Source organism: Streptomyces sp. NPDC107500 (genome assembly GCF_055582785.1).
In genome coordinates this window covers 303282-320304 of record NZ_JBVJPF010000001.1, presented here as the reverse complement: position 1 = coordinate 320304, position 17023 = coordinate 303282, and the positions used below count along the sequence as shown (strand labels likewise).

14 protein-coding genes are annotated in these 17023 nt (G+C 72.5%); 4 read left to right on the top strand and 10 right to left on the bottom strand.

The genetic code is table 11. From position 1 onward, the window contains the following. Nucleotides 1-3 precede the first annotated feature (3 nt). From ACZ67M_RS01430 to ACZ67M_RS01420, 3 genes are all read right to left on the bottom strand, one after another. Nucleotides 4-846, bottom strand: a complete 843-nt coding sequence (locus ACZ67M_RS01430; protein WP_361354327.1) for a DUF4097 family beta strand repeat-containing protein — start codon at nt 844-846, stop codon at nt 4-6. A 92-nt stretch (nt 847-938) separates the two neighbouring features. Further along, on the bottom strand, nt 939-1457 hold the full coding sequence (locus ACZ67M_RS01425) for a hypothetical protein (RefSeq protein ID WP_361354324.1): 519 nt from the start codon (nt 1455-1457) through the stop codon (nt 939-941). Between the two features lie 244 nt (nt 1458-1701). Then, a complete protein-coding gene (locus ACZ67M_RS01420; protein ID WP_392103879.1) occupies nt 1702-2106 on the bottom strand; it encodes a winged helix-turn-helix transcriptional regulator in 405 nt (134 codons plus the stop codon). A gap of 126 nt (nt 2107-2232) precedes the next feature. On the opposite strand from ACZ67M_RS01420, the gene ACZ67M_RS01415 reads away from it, so the two are divergent. The 3 genes from ACZ67M_RS01415 to ACZ67M_RS01405 all read left to right on the top strand — a co-directional run bounded on the left by ACZ67M_RS01415 (nt 2233) and on the right by ACZ67M_RS01405 (nt 5855). Then, nucleotides 2233-2958 (top strand): alpha/beta hydrolase, encoded by a 726-nt coding sequence (locus ACZ67M_RS01415; RefSeq protein WP_392235286.1) that lies wholly within the window; start codon nt 2233-2235, stop codon nt 2956-2958. 253 nt (nt 2959-3211) lie between these two features. Continuing rightward, nucleotides 3212-5059 carry a glycoside hydrolase family 3 protein gene (locus tag ACZ67M_RS01410; RefSeq protein WP_469849117.1) on the top strand — a complete coding sequence of 616 codons (1848 nt, stop codon included), beginning with the start codon at nt 3212-3214 and terminating at the stop codon, nt 5057-5059. Between the two features lie 124 nt (nt 5060-5183). After that, the gene (locus tag ACZ67M_RS01405) at nt 5184-5855 is read left to right on the top strand and encodes a hypothetical protein (RefSeq protein ID WP_469849116.1); all 672 of its coding nucleotides are present in this window, start codon (nt 5184-5186) and stop codon (nt 5853-5855) included. Nucleotides 5856-5877: 22 nt separating this feature from the next. Here ACZ67M_RS01405 and ACZ67M_RS01400 read toward each other — a convergent pair whose 3' ends face one another. From ACZ67M_RS01400 to ACZ67M_RS01390, 3 genes are all read right to left on the bottom strand, one after another. After that, on the bottom strand, nt 5878-7302 hold the full coding sequence (locus ACZ67M_RS01400; RefSeq protein ID WP_450731445.1) for a S28 family serine protease: 1425 nt from the start codon (nt 7300-7302) through the stop codon (nt 5878-5880). A gap of 109 nt (nt 7303-7411) precedes the next feature. Continuing rightward, the gene (locus ACZ67M_RS01395; protein ID WP_469849114.1) at nt 7412-7804 is read right to left on the bottom strand and encodes a hypothetical protein; all 393 of its coding nucleotides are present in this window, start codon (nt 7802-7804) and stop codon (nt 7412-7414) included. A gap of 77 nt (nt 7805-7881) precedes the next feature. Continuing rightward, on the bottom strand, nt 7882-11610 hold the full coding sequence (locus ACZ67M_RS01390) for an ABC transporter ATP-binding protein (protein WP_392235292.1): 3729 nt from the start codon (nt 11608-11610) through the stop codon (nt 7882-7884). A gap of 227 nt (nt 11611-11837) precedes the next feature. On the opposite strand from ACZ67M_RS01390, the gene ACZ67M_RS01385 reads away from it, so the two are divergent. Continuing rightward, on the top strand, nt 11838-12659 hold the full coding sequence (locus ACZ67M_RS01385) for an endonuclease I family protein (RefSeq protein ID WP_469849112.1): 822 nt from the start codon (nt 11838-11840) through the stop codon (nt 12657-12659). A 3-nt stretch (nt 12660-12662) separates the two neighbouring features. On the opposite strand, the gene ACZ67M_RS01380 is transcribed toward ACZ67M_RS01385, so the two are convergent. The 4 genes from ACZ67M_RS01380 to speB all read right to left on the bottom strand — a co-directional run bounded on the left by ACZ67M_RS01380 (nt 12663) and on the right by speB (nt 16974). After that, nucleotides 12663-13289: a class F sortase gene (locus ACZ67M_RS01380; protein WP_392008250.1), complete on the bottom strand. Its 627-nt coding sequence runs from the start codon at nt 13287-13289 to the stop codon at nt 12663-12665. 83 nt (nt 13290-13372) lie between these two features. Next, the gene (locus ACZ67M_RS01375; protein ID WP_469849110.1) at nt 13373-14158 is read right to left on the bottom strand and encodes a hypothetical protein; all 786 of its coding nucleotides are present in this window, start codon (nt 14156-14158) and stop codon (nt 13373-13375) included. A gap of 144 nt (nt 14159-14302) precedes the next feature. Beyond that, nucleotides 14303-15988, bottom strand: coding sequence for a thiamine pyrophosphate-binding protein (locus tag ACZ67M_RS01370; protein WP_469849108.1), 1686 nt, complete (start codon nt 15986-15988; stop codon nt 14303-14305). Continuing rightward, entirely contained in the window at nt 15985-16974 is a 990-nt protein-coding gene (gene speB, locus ACZ67M_RS01365) for an agmatinase (protein ID WP_122619983.1), read from the bottom strand. Before speB ends, ACZ67M_RS01370 begins: the two co-directional genes overlap by 4 nt. Nucleotides 16975-17023 lie beyond the last annotated feature (49 nt).

Below are 17023 nucleotides of genomic sequence, written 5' to 3'. Positions count from 1 at the left end.
CGGTCAGTCCCGGGCGCGGCGGATGTCGATGTTGCCGTGCCGGGTGCGGGCGCGGACCTCGACGGCCTCCTCGGTCTTCTCCGGGCTGTCGGACGCGGTGAGCGTGTTGCGGACCTGTCCCGAGCGCGAGTTGACGTCGAGCCAGGCGGCCGTGCCCTCGGCGACGCCGACCTCGATGGCGCCGTAGCTGGTCTGCAACTGGACGGAGCCGCGGGTCACGCGCCCCACCCGCAGGGTGCCGTGGGCCGTGGTGGCGGTGACGGAGTCCTCGGCGCGGGCGACGTCGATGTCTCCGTTGGCGCCGTTGACCCGCAGTTCCCCGCCGGCGGTGCCGACGGTCGTGGTGCCGTGCGAGTTCTTCAGGACGGCGGCGCCGTCGAGCACGCCGACGCGCAGGCTGCCGGAGCTGGTGGCGATCTCCGCGGCGCCCTCGACGCGGTCCACGGTAATGGAGCCGTGGGACGCCGTCAGGTTGAGCGGGCCGGTCGCGTCGAAGCGGACGTCGCCGGACGAGACCTTCACGCGGACCTCGCCGAGCCGTCCCTCGCCGAGCACCTGGGTCCAGGCTCCGGTCAGGTCGACGCGCGAGCCCTCGGGCAGTTCGACGGTCACGTCGACGGTGCCGGAGCGGCCGAACAGGCCCGACTTGGGGGTCCGTACGGTCAGTGCGCCGCCCGCGCAGGTGACCTCGGTCTGTTCCGCGGTGCGGGCGTCGATGTCCTTCTTCGCGTTGCGGGGCCGGACCTCGACGACGGTGTCGGTGCGGTCGCCCGCCGTGAACTGGATGGAACCGGCCTCCACGTGCGCGGTGACCGAGATCGGTTCGGGAGTGTCGAAAGAAGGCACGGCTGTCCCGTCCTCATGAGTCGTTGGGTCGCCCCCGCTGGTGGGACGTGGTGTGGGTGAGGTGGAGCGGGCCTGCGGCGCGCGACGGTTGCTCAGCGCACCCAGCCCGTGAAGCTCTGTCCGACGTTCTGGGTGCGTTCCGTCGTGCGCGGGCGGCCGCCGCCCTCGACGGCGGCCGACACGGCCCGCACCAGCCAGGCGTTGACCGACAGGCCCTCGCGGCTCGCGGCCTCCTCGGCACGGGACTTGAGGTGGGCGGGCAGACGCAGGTTGACGCGGGCGGTGCCGCCCTCGTCGCCTTCGGCGGGCGCCTGCGGCCTGAGCGGTTCGACGGGGGCCGCCGTGTCCCCGAGGCCGCCGCCGTCGGTGGGCGGCACGGTCACCACGAAGTCGGGGTCCAGCCCCCGCAGCCGCAGGTCGACCGAGCCCGGGGCCAGTTCGCGGGTGATCTCGTCCATGGCCGCGGAGAGCACGTTGAGCAGGGTCAGCCTGGTCGCCGACTCCAGTGGGGCGGTGAGCCGTTCGGCCAGTTCGCGGGCTTCTTCACCGCCGGCCTCGGCGGCCACCGCGAGTTCGCGGCGGAGGGTGTCGACATACGGCGTGAGGTCCATGACGTCATCATGGCACCATGATGGCCCCATACGCAAGCCGCACGGCGCCATCCCGGCCCCGTCACTCGCCCATCCCCCCGTGAACTGGGAAAACAGAACGACATCAACTTGACCGACCCGGACTCCAGACCTCGTAGGCTGCCGACAGCGACACAGAATGGCACCAAGTGGCGCCGCGTGGTGCCACTTGGCGCCGAGCGCGGCACTACTCCGCGACCGGGCGCCCGCCGCCGTCACCGCGTTCCTACGGCGCGTCTTCTCGGCGGGAGATCGTGCGGGCGTCATAGACGGCGCGGGCGTCGTCGATCCGGGCGAGGTGCGCGATGCTCCATTCGAGCAGGGGCGCGGTGGCCTCGCGCAGGGTGAAACCCATCTCGGTGAGCTCGTAGCTCACGCGTGGTGGCATCACCTCGTGGACGGTGCGGGTCAGGATTCCGTCGCGCTCCAGGCTGCGCAGCGTCACGGTGAGCATGCGCTGGCTGATTCCGTCGACGGCCCTCTTGAGTTCGGTGAAACGGCGCGGTCCGTCCCTGAGATGGCGGACGACCAGCAGCGACCACTTGTCGCCGACGATGTCGAGCACCACCCGGGTCCGGCACGCGTCGCTGGGCACCGCGGCCGGCTGAGGATCGCGCTGTGCCGCGTCCATGGTTACCTCCAGAGAACCGGGGCACCGAAAAGTGCCTTATTGCCCGCGGCGCGTCGTGTGCACCAGCATGTTCTTGGTACTCAAAGAGTACTGAAGCACAAAAGGTAACCGTGCGAAGGAAGATCGATGTCCACTTTTCTGCTGGTCCACGGCGCTTGGCACAACGGGCGGTGCTGGGAGCGGGTGGTACCGCTGCTGGAGGCCGCCGGGCACCGGGTGTTCGCGCCGTCCCTGACCGGCTATGGCGACAAGGCGCACCTGCTCGGCCCGGAGGTGGGTCTCGACACGCACGTCGACGACGTGGTCGGGCTGATCACCGAGGAGAACCTCGGCGAGGTCGTCCTCGTCGGCCACAGCTACGCGGGGCTGGTGATCTCCTCCGCCGCCAACCGGATTCCGGAGCGCGTCGCGCACCTGGTCTACCTCGACGCGATGGTCCCGGAGGACGGCGAGTCCGCGGTCGACGTCCAGCCCGTGTCACGGCAGCTGATCGAGCTCGCCGAGAAGTCCGAGAGCGGCTGGCGCGTGCCGCCGATGCCCGAGCAGCCCGCGCCCTTCGGCCTGTTCGGCGTCACCGACCCGGCCGACGTCGCCTGGCTGCGCGGGATGCTCTCGGACCAGCCGGTGCGCTGTCTCCAGCAACCGGCCCGACTGGACAACCCGGCCCTCGACGCGATCCCGCGCACGCACATCCACAATGTCGGCGCCATGCCGGCGGGCGTCACCCGTCGCCCCGTCCCGCCGATCCAGCCCAACGGCACCGCCGCTCAGGTCTGGGAACTGCCGACCGGCCACGACAGCATGATCACCATGCCGGACGAACTCGCCGAACTGCTGCTCAAGCTCTCCTAGCCAGGGGGTGCCGTCCACGCGCTCGGGCACATCCCGCCAGGGCCGGTCCCGTGCGGGACGCGAGATCGAGTGGAGACGCGACCCGGCGCCGACGGCGGCCTCCCACCCCCGGCTCCCCCGCCCCCGCGCGGCTGGGGCCACTCCTGTGCGGCCCCTTGACTGGCAGAAACTTCCTGGATATTGGTGGCTCCTTGGCAGTTTCCTTCAGCAGCTCTCCAGCGATCCCCAGCGGATCACTCCGGAAGGAGCGCACGTGCACCACAGCAGCACGGCCGGCACGGGAAGCACCGCACACCCCTCCAGACGTACCGTCCTCACCGCCACCGCGGTCGTCACCGCGGCCCTGGCGGCCGGCGGCGGCACGGCCCACGCCGACCCGCACCGGCCCGACGACGCCAAGCTCCGCGCCCTGATCTCCCGCATGACGCTGGAGGAGAAGGTCGGCCAGCTCTTCGTCATGCGGGTCTACGGCCACTCGGCCACCGCCCCCGACCAGGCCGACATCGACGCCAACCTCAAGGAGATCGGCGTCCGCACGGCGGCCGAGCTGGTCGCCAAGTACCGGGTCGGCGGCGTCATCTACTTCGCCTGGGCGCACAACACCCGCGACCCGCACCAGATCGCCGACCTCTCCAACGGCATCCAGAAGGCGTCCCTGGAGCTGCCGCGCGGCCTCCCGGTGCTGATCTCCACCGACCAGGAACACGGCATAGTGGCCCGCGTGGGCGAACCGGCGACCCTCTTCCCGGGCGCGATGGCCGTCGGCGCCGGCGGATCGCGGTCCGACGCCCGCACCCTCGGCCGGATCGCGGGCGCGGAGCTGCGCGCGATGGGCATCCGCCAGGACTACGCCCCCGACGCCGACGTGAACGTCAACCCGGCCAACCCCGTGATCGGCGTGCGGTCCTTCGGCGCCGATCCGGAGGCGGTGGCGGAGATGGTGGCCGCCGAGGTGACGGGGTACCAGGGGTCCGGGGTCGCCGCGTGCGCCAAGCACTTCCCCGGGCACGGCGACACCGCCACCGACAGCCACACCGGCCTGCCGGAGATCACGCACACCCGTGAGGAGTGGGAGACGCTGGACGCGCCGCCCTTCCGCGCGGCGATCGACGCCGGCATCGACGCGATCATGACCGCCCACCTGGTGGTCCCGGCGCTCGACGACTCCGGCGACCCGGCCACCCTCTCCCGCCCCATCCTCACCGGCATCCTGCGCGAGGAACTGGGCTACGACGGGGTCGTGGTCACCGACTCGCTCGGCATGGAGGGCGTGCGGACCAAGTACGGCGACGAACGCGTGCCGGTGCTGGCGCTGAAGGCGGGCGTCGACCAGCTGCTCAACCCGCCGCACCTGGACCTCGCCTGGAACGCGGTCCTGACGGCCGTACGGGAGGGCGAACTCACCGAGGCGCGGCTCGACGAATCGATCCTGCGGGTGCTGCGGCTGAAGGCGAAGCTGGGGCTGTTCCGGGACGCCTACACCAGCCGGCGAGACGTCGACCGGACGGTGGGCACCCGGGCGCACCTCGCGGCGGCCGACCGGATCGCCGAGCGGACCACCACCCTGCTGGTCAACGAGGACCGGCTGCTGCCGCTGTCGCGGCGCGAGCAGCGCAGGGTGCTCGTCGTGGGCGCCGACCCCGCCTCGCCGTCGGGCACGACCGGCCCGCCCACGGGGGTGCTCGCGGGCGAACTGACGGAGCTGGGCTTCACGGCCACCGCCCTGTCCACCGGCACCGCCCCCTCCGCCGCCGTGATCGACGGCGCGGTCGCGGCCGCCGGGGACGCGGACGCGGTGGTGGTCGCGACGTACAACGTCACGGCGGCGAGCAGCCAGCGCACCCTGGTCACGCGGCTGCTGGCGACCGGGAAACCCGTCGTCGCGGTCGCCATCCGCAACCCCTACGACGTGGCCCACCTCCCCGGCGTCCGCGCCCACCTGGCCGCCTACTCCTGGACCGACGTCGAGGTGCGGGCGGCGGCCCGGGTGATCGCCGGGCGGGTCCGGCCGCGCGGGCGGCTGCCGGTGCCGGTGGTCCGGGCGGACGATCCGGAGACGGTGCTCTACCCCCTCGGGCACGGGCTGTCCTACCGGTCGTAGGGCGTAGCGCGGTCTACGTCACGCGCCGGGGGCGCCCCCGGCGACCGTGCCCGAAGCACCCCGCGCGTCTGGCGTGCGCCCGCTGCGGCGGGTCACGCTGGACCGGGGATCCAGGGGGACGGCGATGCGTGAGAGACGGGCCGCGGCAGTGCGGTGGGCGCTGCCGGTGCTGTGCGCCCTGCTCCTGACGGGCTGCCAGAGCCCGGCGGGAACGGCGGGTGGGGACGCCGACGGCACGGCCTCCGGGGGCGGGCTCTCCGGCGGTGCCACGGCGTCGCGGTCGGCGTCGGCCGCGGTGCCGGCGTCGGGGTACGGGGCGGTGTTCCTGGCGGTCGACGAGTGCGGCTCGTTCGGCACGGTCAGCTCCACCGAGGTGCCTTGCGGCAGCGAGCGGGCGGCGGCGCGGGTCGTGGCCCGGGAGGACGGCCGCGCGAGCGACGGGCCACCGTGCCCCGCCACCACCGACTTCGTCCTGCACATCAGCGAGCAGCGCCCCTCCGCCGACGAGGACGGCGACGGGACCGTGCCCCAGGGCTACGCCTGCATGCGCAACCTCCAGCCACCGCACCCCGGCGACCCGGGCGCCGGTGGCGGACCGCGCACCATCGTCGGCGACTGCGTCCACGACACCGGCGACGGCAAGGTCCGCGAGACCGCGTGCGACGGTACGGGTGAACGCGAGCCGCAGTTCAAGGTGGTCGAGGCCGTCGCCGACCGGGCCGACTGCCCCGCCTCGACCGGTCTGTACGTCCGCCTCAGCGGTGCCCGGCCGGTGGGCTGTGCCCGGCCCCTGTGAGCGGCCGGGCACAGTCACCTCGCTACGGGCGCAGCGCCGGCTCGCGCTCGACGTCCCGCTTGTCCAGCTTGGCGTCGAACGTCGCCAGCGGCTTGGCCGCCGACGGGTTCTCCTGGACCTTGGCGGAGGCGACGCCCGCCCAGTCGAGGATGCGGGCGGTGGCCTTCGCCTTCTGGTCGGGGACCAGACCGGCGACGTTGGCCCCGTGGTTCATGCCGGGCGCGGTGAGCACGTAGGAGTCGCGTGCGCCGTGGCCGAGGCGGAAGGGCTCGGCGCCCCACGGGTCGTTCTCGCCGTACACGAAGAGCATCTGCCGGGCGTTGTTCTTCACCCAGCTGTCGACGTCCCGCATGGCCCACGGCTCGAACCGCATCGGGATCGACCGGGGCACGAAGTTGCGCGGCGGCTGGTAGCCGTAGCGGATGTACTTCTTCTCGATGTGCGGGAAGTGGATCGTCGGGGCGCCCAGCTGGGTGCCCGCCTGGTAGTAGTACGGCGTGTACGTCTCCAGGCCCTGGTCCGTGTAGGCGGAGAAGCCGGAGATCGAGTCGACGGAGCCCCAGATCGCGTCGTCGGTGGCGTTCTTGGCGTCGGCCGGGATGTCGGCGCAGTCGGCGAGGGTGCTGTACTGCCAGAAGCCCCAGACGTAGTCGAGGACGACTGCCTCGTAGGCGCGGTCCAGGCTGCCGATGGTGTCGAAGGTGTAGCCGTTCTCGGCCGCGTACGCCTCGTACCTCTCCTTGAGCGGCGCACGGCGCACCAGTGCCTCGCGCTGCACCCCGTTCAGCCTGTCGCGGCACTCCTCGGTGCCGACGCGGGCGAAGAAGCGGTCGTAGGCCGAGTCCTCCTTGTTCACCACGTCGTTGGGGGCGACGTAGGCGACGACGCCGTCCATGTCACGCGGGTAGAAGCGCTCGTAGTAGGTGGCGGTCATGCCGCCCTTGGAGCCGCCGGTGGAGATCCAGTTCTTGGAGTAGACCGGCTTCAGCGCCTCGAAGATGCGGTGCTGGTCGCTGGCGGCCTGCCAGATGTCCAGCTTCGACCAGTCGGCCGGGGCCGGCCGGGACGGGGTGAAGTAGCGGTACTCCATGGAGACCTGGTTGCCGTCCACGATCTGGGTCGGCTCGCGCCGGCTCGGGGTCGTGGAGACGTTGTAGCCGCCGGTGTAGAAGACCGTCGGGCGGTTCACGTCCTTGTGCAGGACGGTGATCCGCTGCTGGAACGTGCCCTTGGACGGACGCCGGTGGTCGACCGGCTGCGTGTAGTTGAGGACGAAGAAGCGGTAACCGGTGTACGGCTTCTCCTCGATCAGGCTCATGCCCGGTATGGACAGCAGCCGGTCCTTGATGTCGACGGCCTTCGGCTCGGCGGCGGTGGCCGCCCCCGCCGTGCTGACGGTGCCTATGAGCACCACGAGCGCCAGCAGCCATCTGAGCGCCTTGCGCATGCACCCTCCCTGTGAAACGGATGTCCGCCGGAAGCTATCGGAGCAAGTCGCGCGCGCACCAGGGTGGATGGGGAAATGGCCTGCTCGGTTCCCGCGGGTGCGGGCCGTCTCAGCAGAGGATCCAGCCGGAGTTGACCGAGCGGCCGGAGACCTTGCCGGTCACCCATACGCAGCGCTTGCCGGCGTGCACCGTCACGGGCCCCGCCCGGTAGGCGTACCGCCCCGAGTCCACCACCGCACGGCCCCCGCGCGCCCGCACGCTCACCGACATCTGCCGCTTGGTGCCGGGCCTCTTGGGGACGGTGACGGCGCAGACGTAGCCGCCGCGCCTGTGGACGAGGACCGACCCCGTCGCGAACGGGAGCGTGCGCACCTTGCGGCCCCCGCACGCCGTGGCGGCATGCGCCTCCTGCGGCGTCGCCACGGCGAGCAGCCCGGCCGCCACGAGGAGGGCCGTGACGAGCGCCGGCCCGCGTCGTGTCCCAGCACCGGCTCGGCCCACTGTGGTCCCCTCCGTACGGCGGTCACTGGCGTACGGATGTACGGACGCGTGCCGGATGTCGAATGGTTGCGCGAGTGTCAGTGTGCCGCGCCGACCGGCTCCTCGGGTTCGGGCGCGCCGACGAAGGTCCGCCACAGCCGCGCGTACCGGCCGTCGAGCGCGAGCAGCTCGTCGTGCGTGCCGTCCTCGGCGACCCGCCCGCCGTCCATGACGACGACGCGGTCCGCGCGGGCGGCCGTGGTCAGCCGGTGGGCGACGACGAGGGTCGTGCGCCGGCCCGCTATCCGGTCGGTCGCGTGGTTGACCTGCGCCTCGGTGGCCAGGTCCAGCGCGGCCGTCGCCTCGTCCAGGAGCAGCACGTCCGGGTCGACCAGCTCGGCGCGGGCCAGCGCGATCAGCTGGCGCTGCCCGGCGGAGAGGTTGCGGCCCCGTTCGGCGACCTCGTGGAGGTAGCCGCCGGTGAGGGTGGCGATCATCTCGTGCGCGCCGACCGCGCGCGCCGCCGCCTCCACGTCGGCGTCGGTGGCGTCCGGGCGCCCGTAGGCGATGGCGTCCCGCACGGTGCCCGGGAAGAGGTACGCCTCCTGCGGGACGACGCCCAGCCGGTGCCGGTAGGAGGTGAGGTCCAGGGCGCGCAGGTCCTGCCCGTCGACCGTCACGCGGCCGCCGGTCGGGTCGTAGAACCGGGCCACCAGCTTCACCAGGGTCGACTTGCCCGCGCCGGTCTCGCCGACGAAGGCGACGGTCTGCCCGGCGGGGATGCGCAGGTCGATGCCGGTGAGGGCCGCGTCCGCCTCGTCGGCACCCCCGTACCGGAAGTGCACGTCCTCGAAGGCGATCTCGCCGCGCAGGGACGTGACCCCGGCGGGCTTCTCGGCGGCCCGGGTGGAGGTCGGCTCGCGCAGCAGTTCCTGGATGCGGCCCAGCGAGACGGACGCCTGCTGGTAGCCGTCGAAGACCTGGGAGAGCTGCTGGACGGGCGCGAAGAACAGGTCGATGTAGAGCAGGTACGCCACCAGCGCGCCGGTGGTCAGCGTGGCGTCGTCGATCCGGCCGCCGCCGACGATCAGCACGGCCGCGGCGGCGCCCGAGGAGAGCAGCTGCACGAACGGGAAGTAGATCGAGATGAGCCACTGTCCCCGGATGCGGGCCTGCCGGTAGCTGTCGCTGCGTTCGGCGAAGCGCCGCCCGCCGTCGCCCTCGCGCCGGAAGGCCTGCACGATCCGCAGCCCCGCGACCGACTCCTGGAGGTCGGCGTTGACCGTGGAGACCCGCTCCCGGGCCAGTTCGTACGCCTTCACGCTGGCCTTGCGGAAGAAGTACGTGGCGATGATCAGCGGCGGCAGCGTCGCGAAGACGACGAAGGCGAGCTGTACGTCGATGACCAGCAGGGCGACCAGGATGCCGAAGAAGGTGACGATGGAGACGAAGGCGGTGACCAGCCCGGTCTGGAGGAACGTGGACAGCGCGTCCACGTCCGTGGTCATCCGGGTCATGATCCGGCCGGTCAGCTCGCGCTCGTAGTAGTCGAGGCCGAGCCGCTGGAGCTGGGCGAAGATCTTCAGGCGGAGCGAGTACAGGATCCGCTCCCCCGTCCGGCCGGTCATGCGGATCTCGCCGGTCTGCGCCGTCCACTGGGCGAGCACCGCGAGCAGGCCGAGCAGGGAGACCGCCCAGACCGCGCCGAGCGCCAGCTGGGTGACGCCCTCGTCGATGCCGTGCCGGATCAGCACCGGCAGCAGCAGGCCCATCCCGGCGTCCACGGCCACGAGGGCGAGGCTGATCAGCAGGGGGGTGCGGAAGCCGCGCAGCAGGCGGCGCAGACCGTACGACTCCTCCGGCTGGACCGCCCGCGTCTCGTCGACGTCCGGGGTGCCGTCCGCCGGGGGCAGCGCGTCGACCTGGGCGAGCAGTTCGGGGGTGGCCGGGGTGCCGGCGAGTGCGGTGTCCTTCGGGGTGCGGTCGCCGGTCCACAGCCGTGGGGTGACGCCGCGCTCGGCGTCGAACTCGGCGTCCAGCTCGTCACGGACGGAGGTGTCCTCCGTCTTCTCGGCGGGGCGCGTGTGGCCGGGTGAGACGGCGCCCAGCTCGTCGGGGTCGGTGAGCAGGCGGCGGTAGAGGGCGGAGCGCCGCTGGAGTTCCTCGTGGGTGCCGAGGTCGGCGAGGCGGCCGCGGTCGAGGACGGCGATGCGGTCGGCGAGGCCCAGGGTGGAGCGGCGGTGCGCGATGAGCAGCGTGGTGCGGCCCCGCATGACCTCCTTGAGCGCCTCGTGGATCTCGTGCTCCACGCGGGCGTCGACGGCGGAGGTGGCGTCGTCGAGGACGAGCAGCCTGGGGTCGGTGAGGATGGCGCGGGCGAGGGCGACGCGCTGGCGCTGGCCGCCGGAGAGGGTCAGGCCGTGCTCGCCGACGGTCGTGTCGTAGCCGCCGGGCAGCTCGCTGATGAACCCGTGCGCCTGCGCGGCCCGCGCGGCGGCCTCGATCTCCTCGTCGGTGGCGTCCGGACGGCCGTACGCGATGTTGGCGCGGACGGTGTCGGAGAAGAGGAAGGAGTCCTCGGGTACCAGCCCGACGGCGGCCCGCAGCGAGTCGGTCGTCAGCTCGCGCACGTCGTGGCCGCCGACGAGGACGGCGCCGCGCGTCACGTCGTAGAAGCGCGGCAGGAGCAGCGACACCGTGGACTTGCCGGAGCCGGAGGAGCCGACGACGGCGAGGGTCTCCCCGGCGCGGATCTCGAAGGAGAGGCCGTCGAGGACGGGCCGGTCGGCGTCGTAGCCGAAGGACACGTCGTCGAACTCGACGGTCGCGGGCGCGTCGGCCGGCAGGGTCTTGGTGCCGTCCTCGATCGAGGGCTCGGTGTCGATCAGCTCCAGGACGCGTTCGGTGCCGGCGCGGGCCTGCTGGGCCACGGTGAGGACCACGGCGAGCATGCGGACCGGGCCGACGAGCTGGGCGAGGTAGGTGGAGAAGGCGACGAAGGTGCCGAGCGTGATGTGCCCGCCCACCGCGAGCCAGCCGCCGAGGGCCAGCATGGCGACCTGGCCGAGCGCGGGGACCGCCTGGAGGGCCGGGGTGTAGGCGGCGTTCAGCCTGATCGTCCGCAGCCGCCCGGCGAAGAGCTTGCGCCCGACCTCCCGGAGCTTGCCGGTCTCCTGCTCCTCCTGCCCGAAGCCCTTCACCACGCGCACGCCGCTCACCGAGCCGTCGACGACGCCCGCGACGGCGGCGGCCTGCGCCTGCGCGTACCAGGTGGCGGGGTGCAGGCGGCTGCGGCTGCGGCGGGCGATGACCCACAGCGCGGGGGCGACGGCGACGGCCACCAGCGTCAGCGGCGGGGACAGCCACGCCATGATGACCAGGGAGATCAGGAAGAGCAGGACGTTCCCGATGGTCATCGGGAGCATGAAGAGCAGGCCCTGGATCAGCTGGAGGTCGCTGGTCGCCCGCCCCACCACCTGCCCCGTGGACAGCTCGTCCTGCCGCCGCCCGTCGAGCCGGGTGATCGTCCCGTACATGTCGGTGCGCAGGTCGTGCTGGACGTCGAGGGCGAGCCGGCCGCCGTAGTAGCGGCGGATGTACGTCAGGACGTAGACGACGGCCGCGGCACCGACGAGGAGACCGGCCCAGACGGCCATGTCCCTGGTCTTGTCACCGATCACGTCGTCGATGATCACCTTGGTGATCAGGGGGACGAGGGCCATGACGGCCATGCCGCCCAGCGAGGCGCCGAGGGCGAGGACGACGTCCTTGGGGTAGCGCCAGGCGTATCCCGCCAGTCGTCGTGCCCATCCCCGCTGCGCGTCCACGCGTCTCCTCCGGTCGGTCGTCCCGCTCGTCCCGCTTCACCTGATCTACCGGAAGGCACCAACGCCCGCGAGCGGGGATTTCATCCCGCCGCAACATTTCGGGCCCGGCGGCGGACCCGTGCCGCACCCGGCACGCAATCGCCACGTCCCGTACACCCGACCTCCAACATGTCCATGTCACTCTCGATCCACCGTTCTCCTCAACACGCGTAGATCGGACACCCCACATGCTCGCGATACGCATCGGGCGCCGCAGGGCGGCCGCGCTCGCCACGGCCGCCGTCCTCACCGGACTCGCCGTCCCCTCACTGGCCGCGAACACGGCCACGGCGACCGGCCCGGCGGCGCAGACCACGGCGGACTACGACGACACGTACTACAAGGACGCGGTCGGCAAGACCGGCGACGACCTCAAGGCCTCGCTCCACACGATCATCAGCGACCAGACCAAGCTCTCCTACGACGCGGTCTGGGACGCCCTGAAGGCGACCGACCAGGACCCCGCCGACAGCGGCAGCGTGATCCTGCTCTACTCGGGCCTCTCCCGCAGCAAGTCCGCGAACGGCGGCGACTCCGGCGACTGGAACCGCGAGCACGTGTGGGCCAAGTCCCACGGCGACTTCGGCACCGCGACCGGCCCGGGCACGGACATCCACCACCTGCGCCCCGAGGACGTCACCGTCAACAGCGTGCGGGGCAACAAGGACTTCGACGACGGCGGCAGCGCCTTCACCGACGCCGGCGGCAGCCTCACCGACGCCGACTCCTTCGAGCCCCGCGACGCGGTCAAGGGCGACGTGGCCCGCATGATCTTCTACATGGCGACCCGCTACGAGGGCGGCGAGGGCTTCCCCGACCTGGAGGTCAACGGCAGCGTCGACAACGGCAGCAACCCGTACATCGGCAAGCTCGCGGTACTGAAGGCGTGGAACGAGGAGGACCCGCCGGACGCCTTCGAGGAGCGCCGCAACCAGGTCATCTACGACACTTACCAGCACAACCGCAACCCGTTCGTCGACCACCCGGAGTGGGTCGAGGCGATCTGGTAGCGGTCAGCCCACGAGGTCGGCGTAGACGATGATGTTGTCCGGGCGGTGGCCGTCGGTGATCTCGCCGCCGCAGGTGATCAGGCGCAGCTCGGGACGGTCGGTCCTGCCGTAGACCTTCTCGGTGGGGAAGGCGTCCTTGTCGACCTGCTCCAGCGCGGTGACGGCGAAGACCGCGCGGGTGCCGTCCTCGCGGCCGACGTCGATCGTGTCGCCGGGCTTGATCTTCCCGACGTCCTTCATGACCGCCGGGCCGTTCGCCGTGTCGAAGTGGCCGACCAGGACGGCCGGTCCCCTCTCACCGGGCGTGACCCCCTTCTCGTACCAGCCGATGCGGTCGGCCTGGGGCACGGAGGGGACCTCGATGGTGCCGTCGGTGTTCAGGCCCAGCCGGAGCATGGGGCCGGTGTCGACCCCGGCGGCGGGGATGGTGACCCTGACGGGCAGGGAGGCGGGCATCGCCTCCGGGGCGGTCGTCCGGCTCGGCTCCGGGGTGACGGGTGCCGAGGCGGATGCGGTGATGTGCGGGGGCGGGGTGGCCGCGTGCCCGTCCGCCCCGCAGCCGGCGAGCGCGGCGGCGAAGGGCAGGACGAGCAGGGCCGTGGCCGCTCGGCGTCCGGGGGACAGGCGCATGTCGTTCTCTCCTGAAAGGCCCCGGCCGGAGCCTGGCCCGCAAGGCGGGCGCGGTTCCGGCCGGGGCGCGGGTGCGTGCGGGGTCAGCGAGTGAGGGCGGACCGCCGGCGACGCAGGGCGACGAAGGCGACCCCGGCGGCACTGGCGGCCGCGGCCGCTCCGCCGACCGCGACGAGCGGGGACGCGCCGGCGTCCGTCGCCTCGTATCCGGCCGCGACACCGCCCTTCGGTATCACTGAGGTCTGGTCGGCTCCCCCCTGGCCCAGCTGCCCGGAGCCGCCGGCCGGGTACGTGAAGTCGCACCCCTGCGGCAGGTTCGGGAAGGCGGTGATCAGCGCCGGATGGCCGCCGCCCTCCATGTTGGTCCGCAGCTTCGGGTGCGTGCCGTCGGGGTTGAGGATCTCCGCGAGGAAGCCCGCGCTCTCGGGCAGCCTGGGCTGCGTGCGGCTCAGCGACAGACCCGGGATGAAGCCCTCCTCGCCCGCGGCCTTGAAGCGGACGGACGGCCCGGACGGGCTGATCGTCAGCACGGCGGTGGTGCCGGCACCGATGTTCGTGCTCTTCGTCACCACGCACCGGACCGGCGTCACCGGGCCCTGCCCGTCGGATCCCGCGTCGGTGGCCGAGGCCGTCGGGCTGGGCGAGGCGGAGGTGGAGGGCGTGGACGGGGAGGCCGGGGCCGTGGGGGAAGCGCTCGCCGAGGGCGCGGCGGGTGCCGTGGCGGAGGCGGACGGTGCGGGCGAGGTGTCGGTGGCGAAGGCGGTCGCCGCCGAGGCGAGGACGGCGCCGGTCACCGCAACGGCGCCCACGGACCCGCGGAGCAGGCGACGGCGGCCGGAGGACAGGGAGGCAGCGACAAAAGAGTGCACAGCGGACCTTTGCAAGGAAGGAACCCCTTTCCGATTGGTCGGTCCATTGAGCTTATTGACGACCAATCAGCGGAAGGATGTGCTCCCCGTCACAGCACTGTCACAGGCCACACGCGGCCCGCGGTGGCCTGTGACGCGCCGCCGTCACCCCAGGTGCGTCGGCGCGAACATCCGCAGGACGGCCGGCAGGACGACCACCGACGGTCCCGGTGCGGACAGCGCCTTCGCGAGGTCGGCCTCCAGGCTCTCCGGTGATGTGCGCACGCCCGGGACGCCGAAGGACTCCGCAAGGGCCACGTAGTCCGGGCGGGTCAGTTCCGTGGCCGTCGGCTGGCCGAAGGCGTCGGTCATGTACTCGCGCAGGATGCCGTAGCCGCCGTCGTCGACGATCAGCCAGGTGACGTTCAGGTCGTACTGGCGGGCGGTGGCCAGCTCCGCGATGGAGTACAGGGCGCCGCCGTCGCCGGAGACCGCCAGCACCGGGCGGGTGGGGTCGGCGGCGGCGGCGCCGAGGGCCGCCGGGAAGCCGTAGCCGAGGCCGCCCGCGCCCTGGGCGGAGTGCATGGTGTTGGGGGCCTTGGCGTCGAAGGCCGACCACGCCCAGTAGGCCAGGATGGTCATGTCCCAGAAGGACGGGGCGCCGGGCGGGAGGGCTCCTCGGACGGCGGCCAGGACGTCCTGTTCCAGGGTGAGTTCCTGGGACCCGATGCGCTCGCGGACCTTGTCCAGCACTCCCCGTACGCGGTCCGCGGCGGTGGGGTCGGTGCGGTCCGTCACCGTCTCCAGCAGGGCCTGGAGGGCGAGGCGGGCGTCGGCGTGGATGCCGAGGGCCGGGTGGTTGGACTCCAGTTTGCCGAGGTCTGCCTCGATCTGGACGACCCGGCCGCGCGGCTTGAACGTGTGGTAGTTCGAGGAGAGTTCGCCGAGACCCGAGCCGACGACGAGCAGCACGTCGGCGTCCTCCAGGAAGTCCGTCGTGTGGCGGTCCTCCAGCCAGGACTGGAGGGACAGGGGGTGCGCCCACGGGAACGCGCCCTTGCCGCCGAAGGTCGTGACGACGGGGGCCTGGAGGCGTTCGGCGAGCTGCCGCAGCTTGCCCGAGGCGTCCGCGCGTACGACGCCGCCGCCCGCGATGATCGCGGGGCGTTCCGCGCGGGACAGCAGGTCGGCCGCGACCGCCGTCAGTTCGGGGCGCGGGGGCAGTTCCTCGGGGAAGGTGTCGCCGCCGGTCACCACCGGGATCGGGGTCTCGGACAGGAGGACGTCCTGCGGGATCTCCACCCACACCGGTCCGTGCGGGACGGTCAGCGCGGACGTCCACGCCTCCGCGATCGCGGACGGGATCTGGGACTGGGTCCGGACCGTGTGGACGGACTTCACCACACCCCGGAACGAGGCCGCCTGGTCCGGGAGTTCGTGGAGGTAGCCGTGGCGGCCGCCGCCGAGGCCGGCCGTGGGGATCTGGCTGCTGATCGCGAGGACCGGGGCGGAGGCCGCCCGTGCCTCCTGGAGCGCGGCGAGGGAGGTGAGGGCTCCCGGGCCGGTGGACAGGAACAGCGGGGCCGCCTCGCCGGTGATCCGGCCGTACGCGTCGGCCGCGAAACCGGCGTTGTTCTCCACCCGCAGGCCGATGTAGCGCAGGTCCGAGCGGCGCAGCGCGTCGAACATGCCGAGGGCGTGCTGGCCGGGCAGGCCGAAGACGGTGGTCGCGCCGAGCCCGGCCAGGGTCTCCACGACCAGGTCTCCGCCGTTGCGGCCGGGGGGAGGGTTCAGCGCGGCCTCCGTCTGGGCGGCGGTCGGACGGAGTACCAGGTCGTGGTCGTGGGTCACTTGCTCTCGGCCTCCTGGTCGGTCGCGCGGGCCTGCGCGATCTGGCGGGACATGATCGTGGTGAGTTCGTACGCGGTGTGGGAGGCCGCGACGGAGGTGATCTCGGCGTGGTCGTAGGCGGGTGCCACCTCGACGACGTCGGCGGAGACCAGGTTGCAGGATGCCAGCCCGCGCAGGATCTCCAGCAGTTCGCGGGAGGTCATGCCGCCGGCCTCGGGGGTGCCGGTGCCGGGCGCGTGGGCGGGGTCCAGGCAGTCGATGTCGATGGAGATGTACAGGGGACGGTCGCCGATGCGCTGGCGGAGCTGGTCGGCGACCTCGTCGGCGCCGCGCCGGTAGACGTCGGCGGAGGTGACGATGCCGAAGCCCATCTTCTGGTCGTCGGTGAGGTCCTGCTTGCCGTACAGCGGGCCGCGGGTGCCCACGTGGGAGAGGGCCGAGGTGTCCAGGATGCCTTCCTCCACCGCGCGCCGGAACGGCGTGCCGTGCGTGTACTCGGCGCCGAAGTAGGTGTCCCAGGTGTCCAGGTGGGCGTCGAAGTGGAGCAGGGCGACCGGGCCGTGCTTCTTCGCCACCGAGCGCAGCAGCGGCAGGGCGATGGTGTGGTCGCCGCCCAGCGTCATCAGGCGGGCGCCGGTGCCGAGGAGGTCGTCGGCGGCGGCCTCCACGGTCTCGACGGCCTCGTTGATGTTGAAGGGGTTGACCGCTATGTCGCCGCCGTCGGCGACCTGGGCGAGGGCGAAGGGGGAGGCGTCCTGCGCCGGGTTGTACGGGCGCAGCAGGCGGGAGGCCTCGCGGATGGCGTTGCCGCCGAAGCGCGCGCCGGGCCGGTACGAGACGCCGGAGTCGAACGGCACGCCGACCACGGCGACGTCGGCGGAGGAGACCTCGTCCAGGCGGGGCAGCCGGGCGAAGGTCGCGGGTCCGGCGTAGCGCGGGATCCGGGAGGAGTCGACGGGGCCGCGGGGCGTCTCGTTGCTGCTCATGTACTGCCTTCCTTCTTACGCTTCGTCGCGTATGTACTACTGCCGTCCG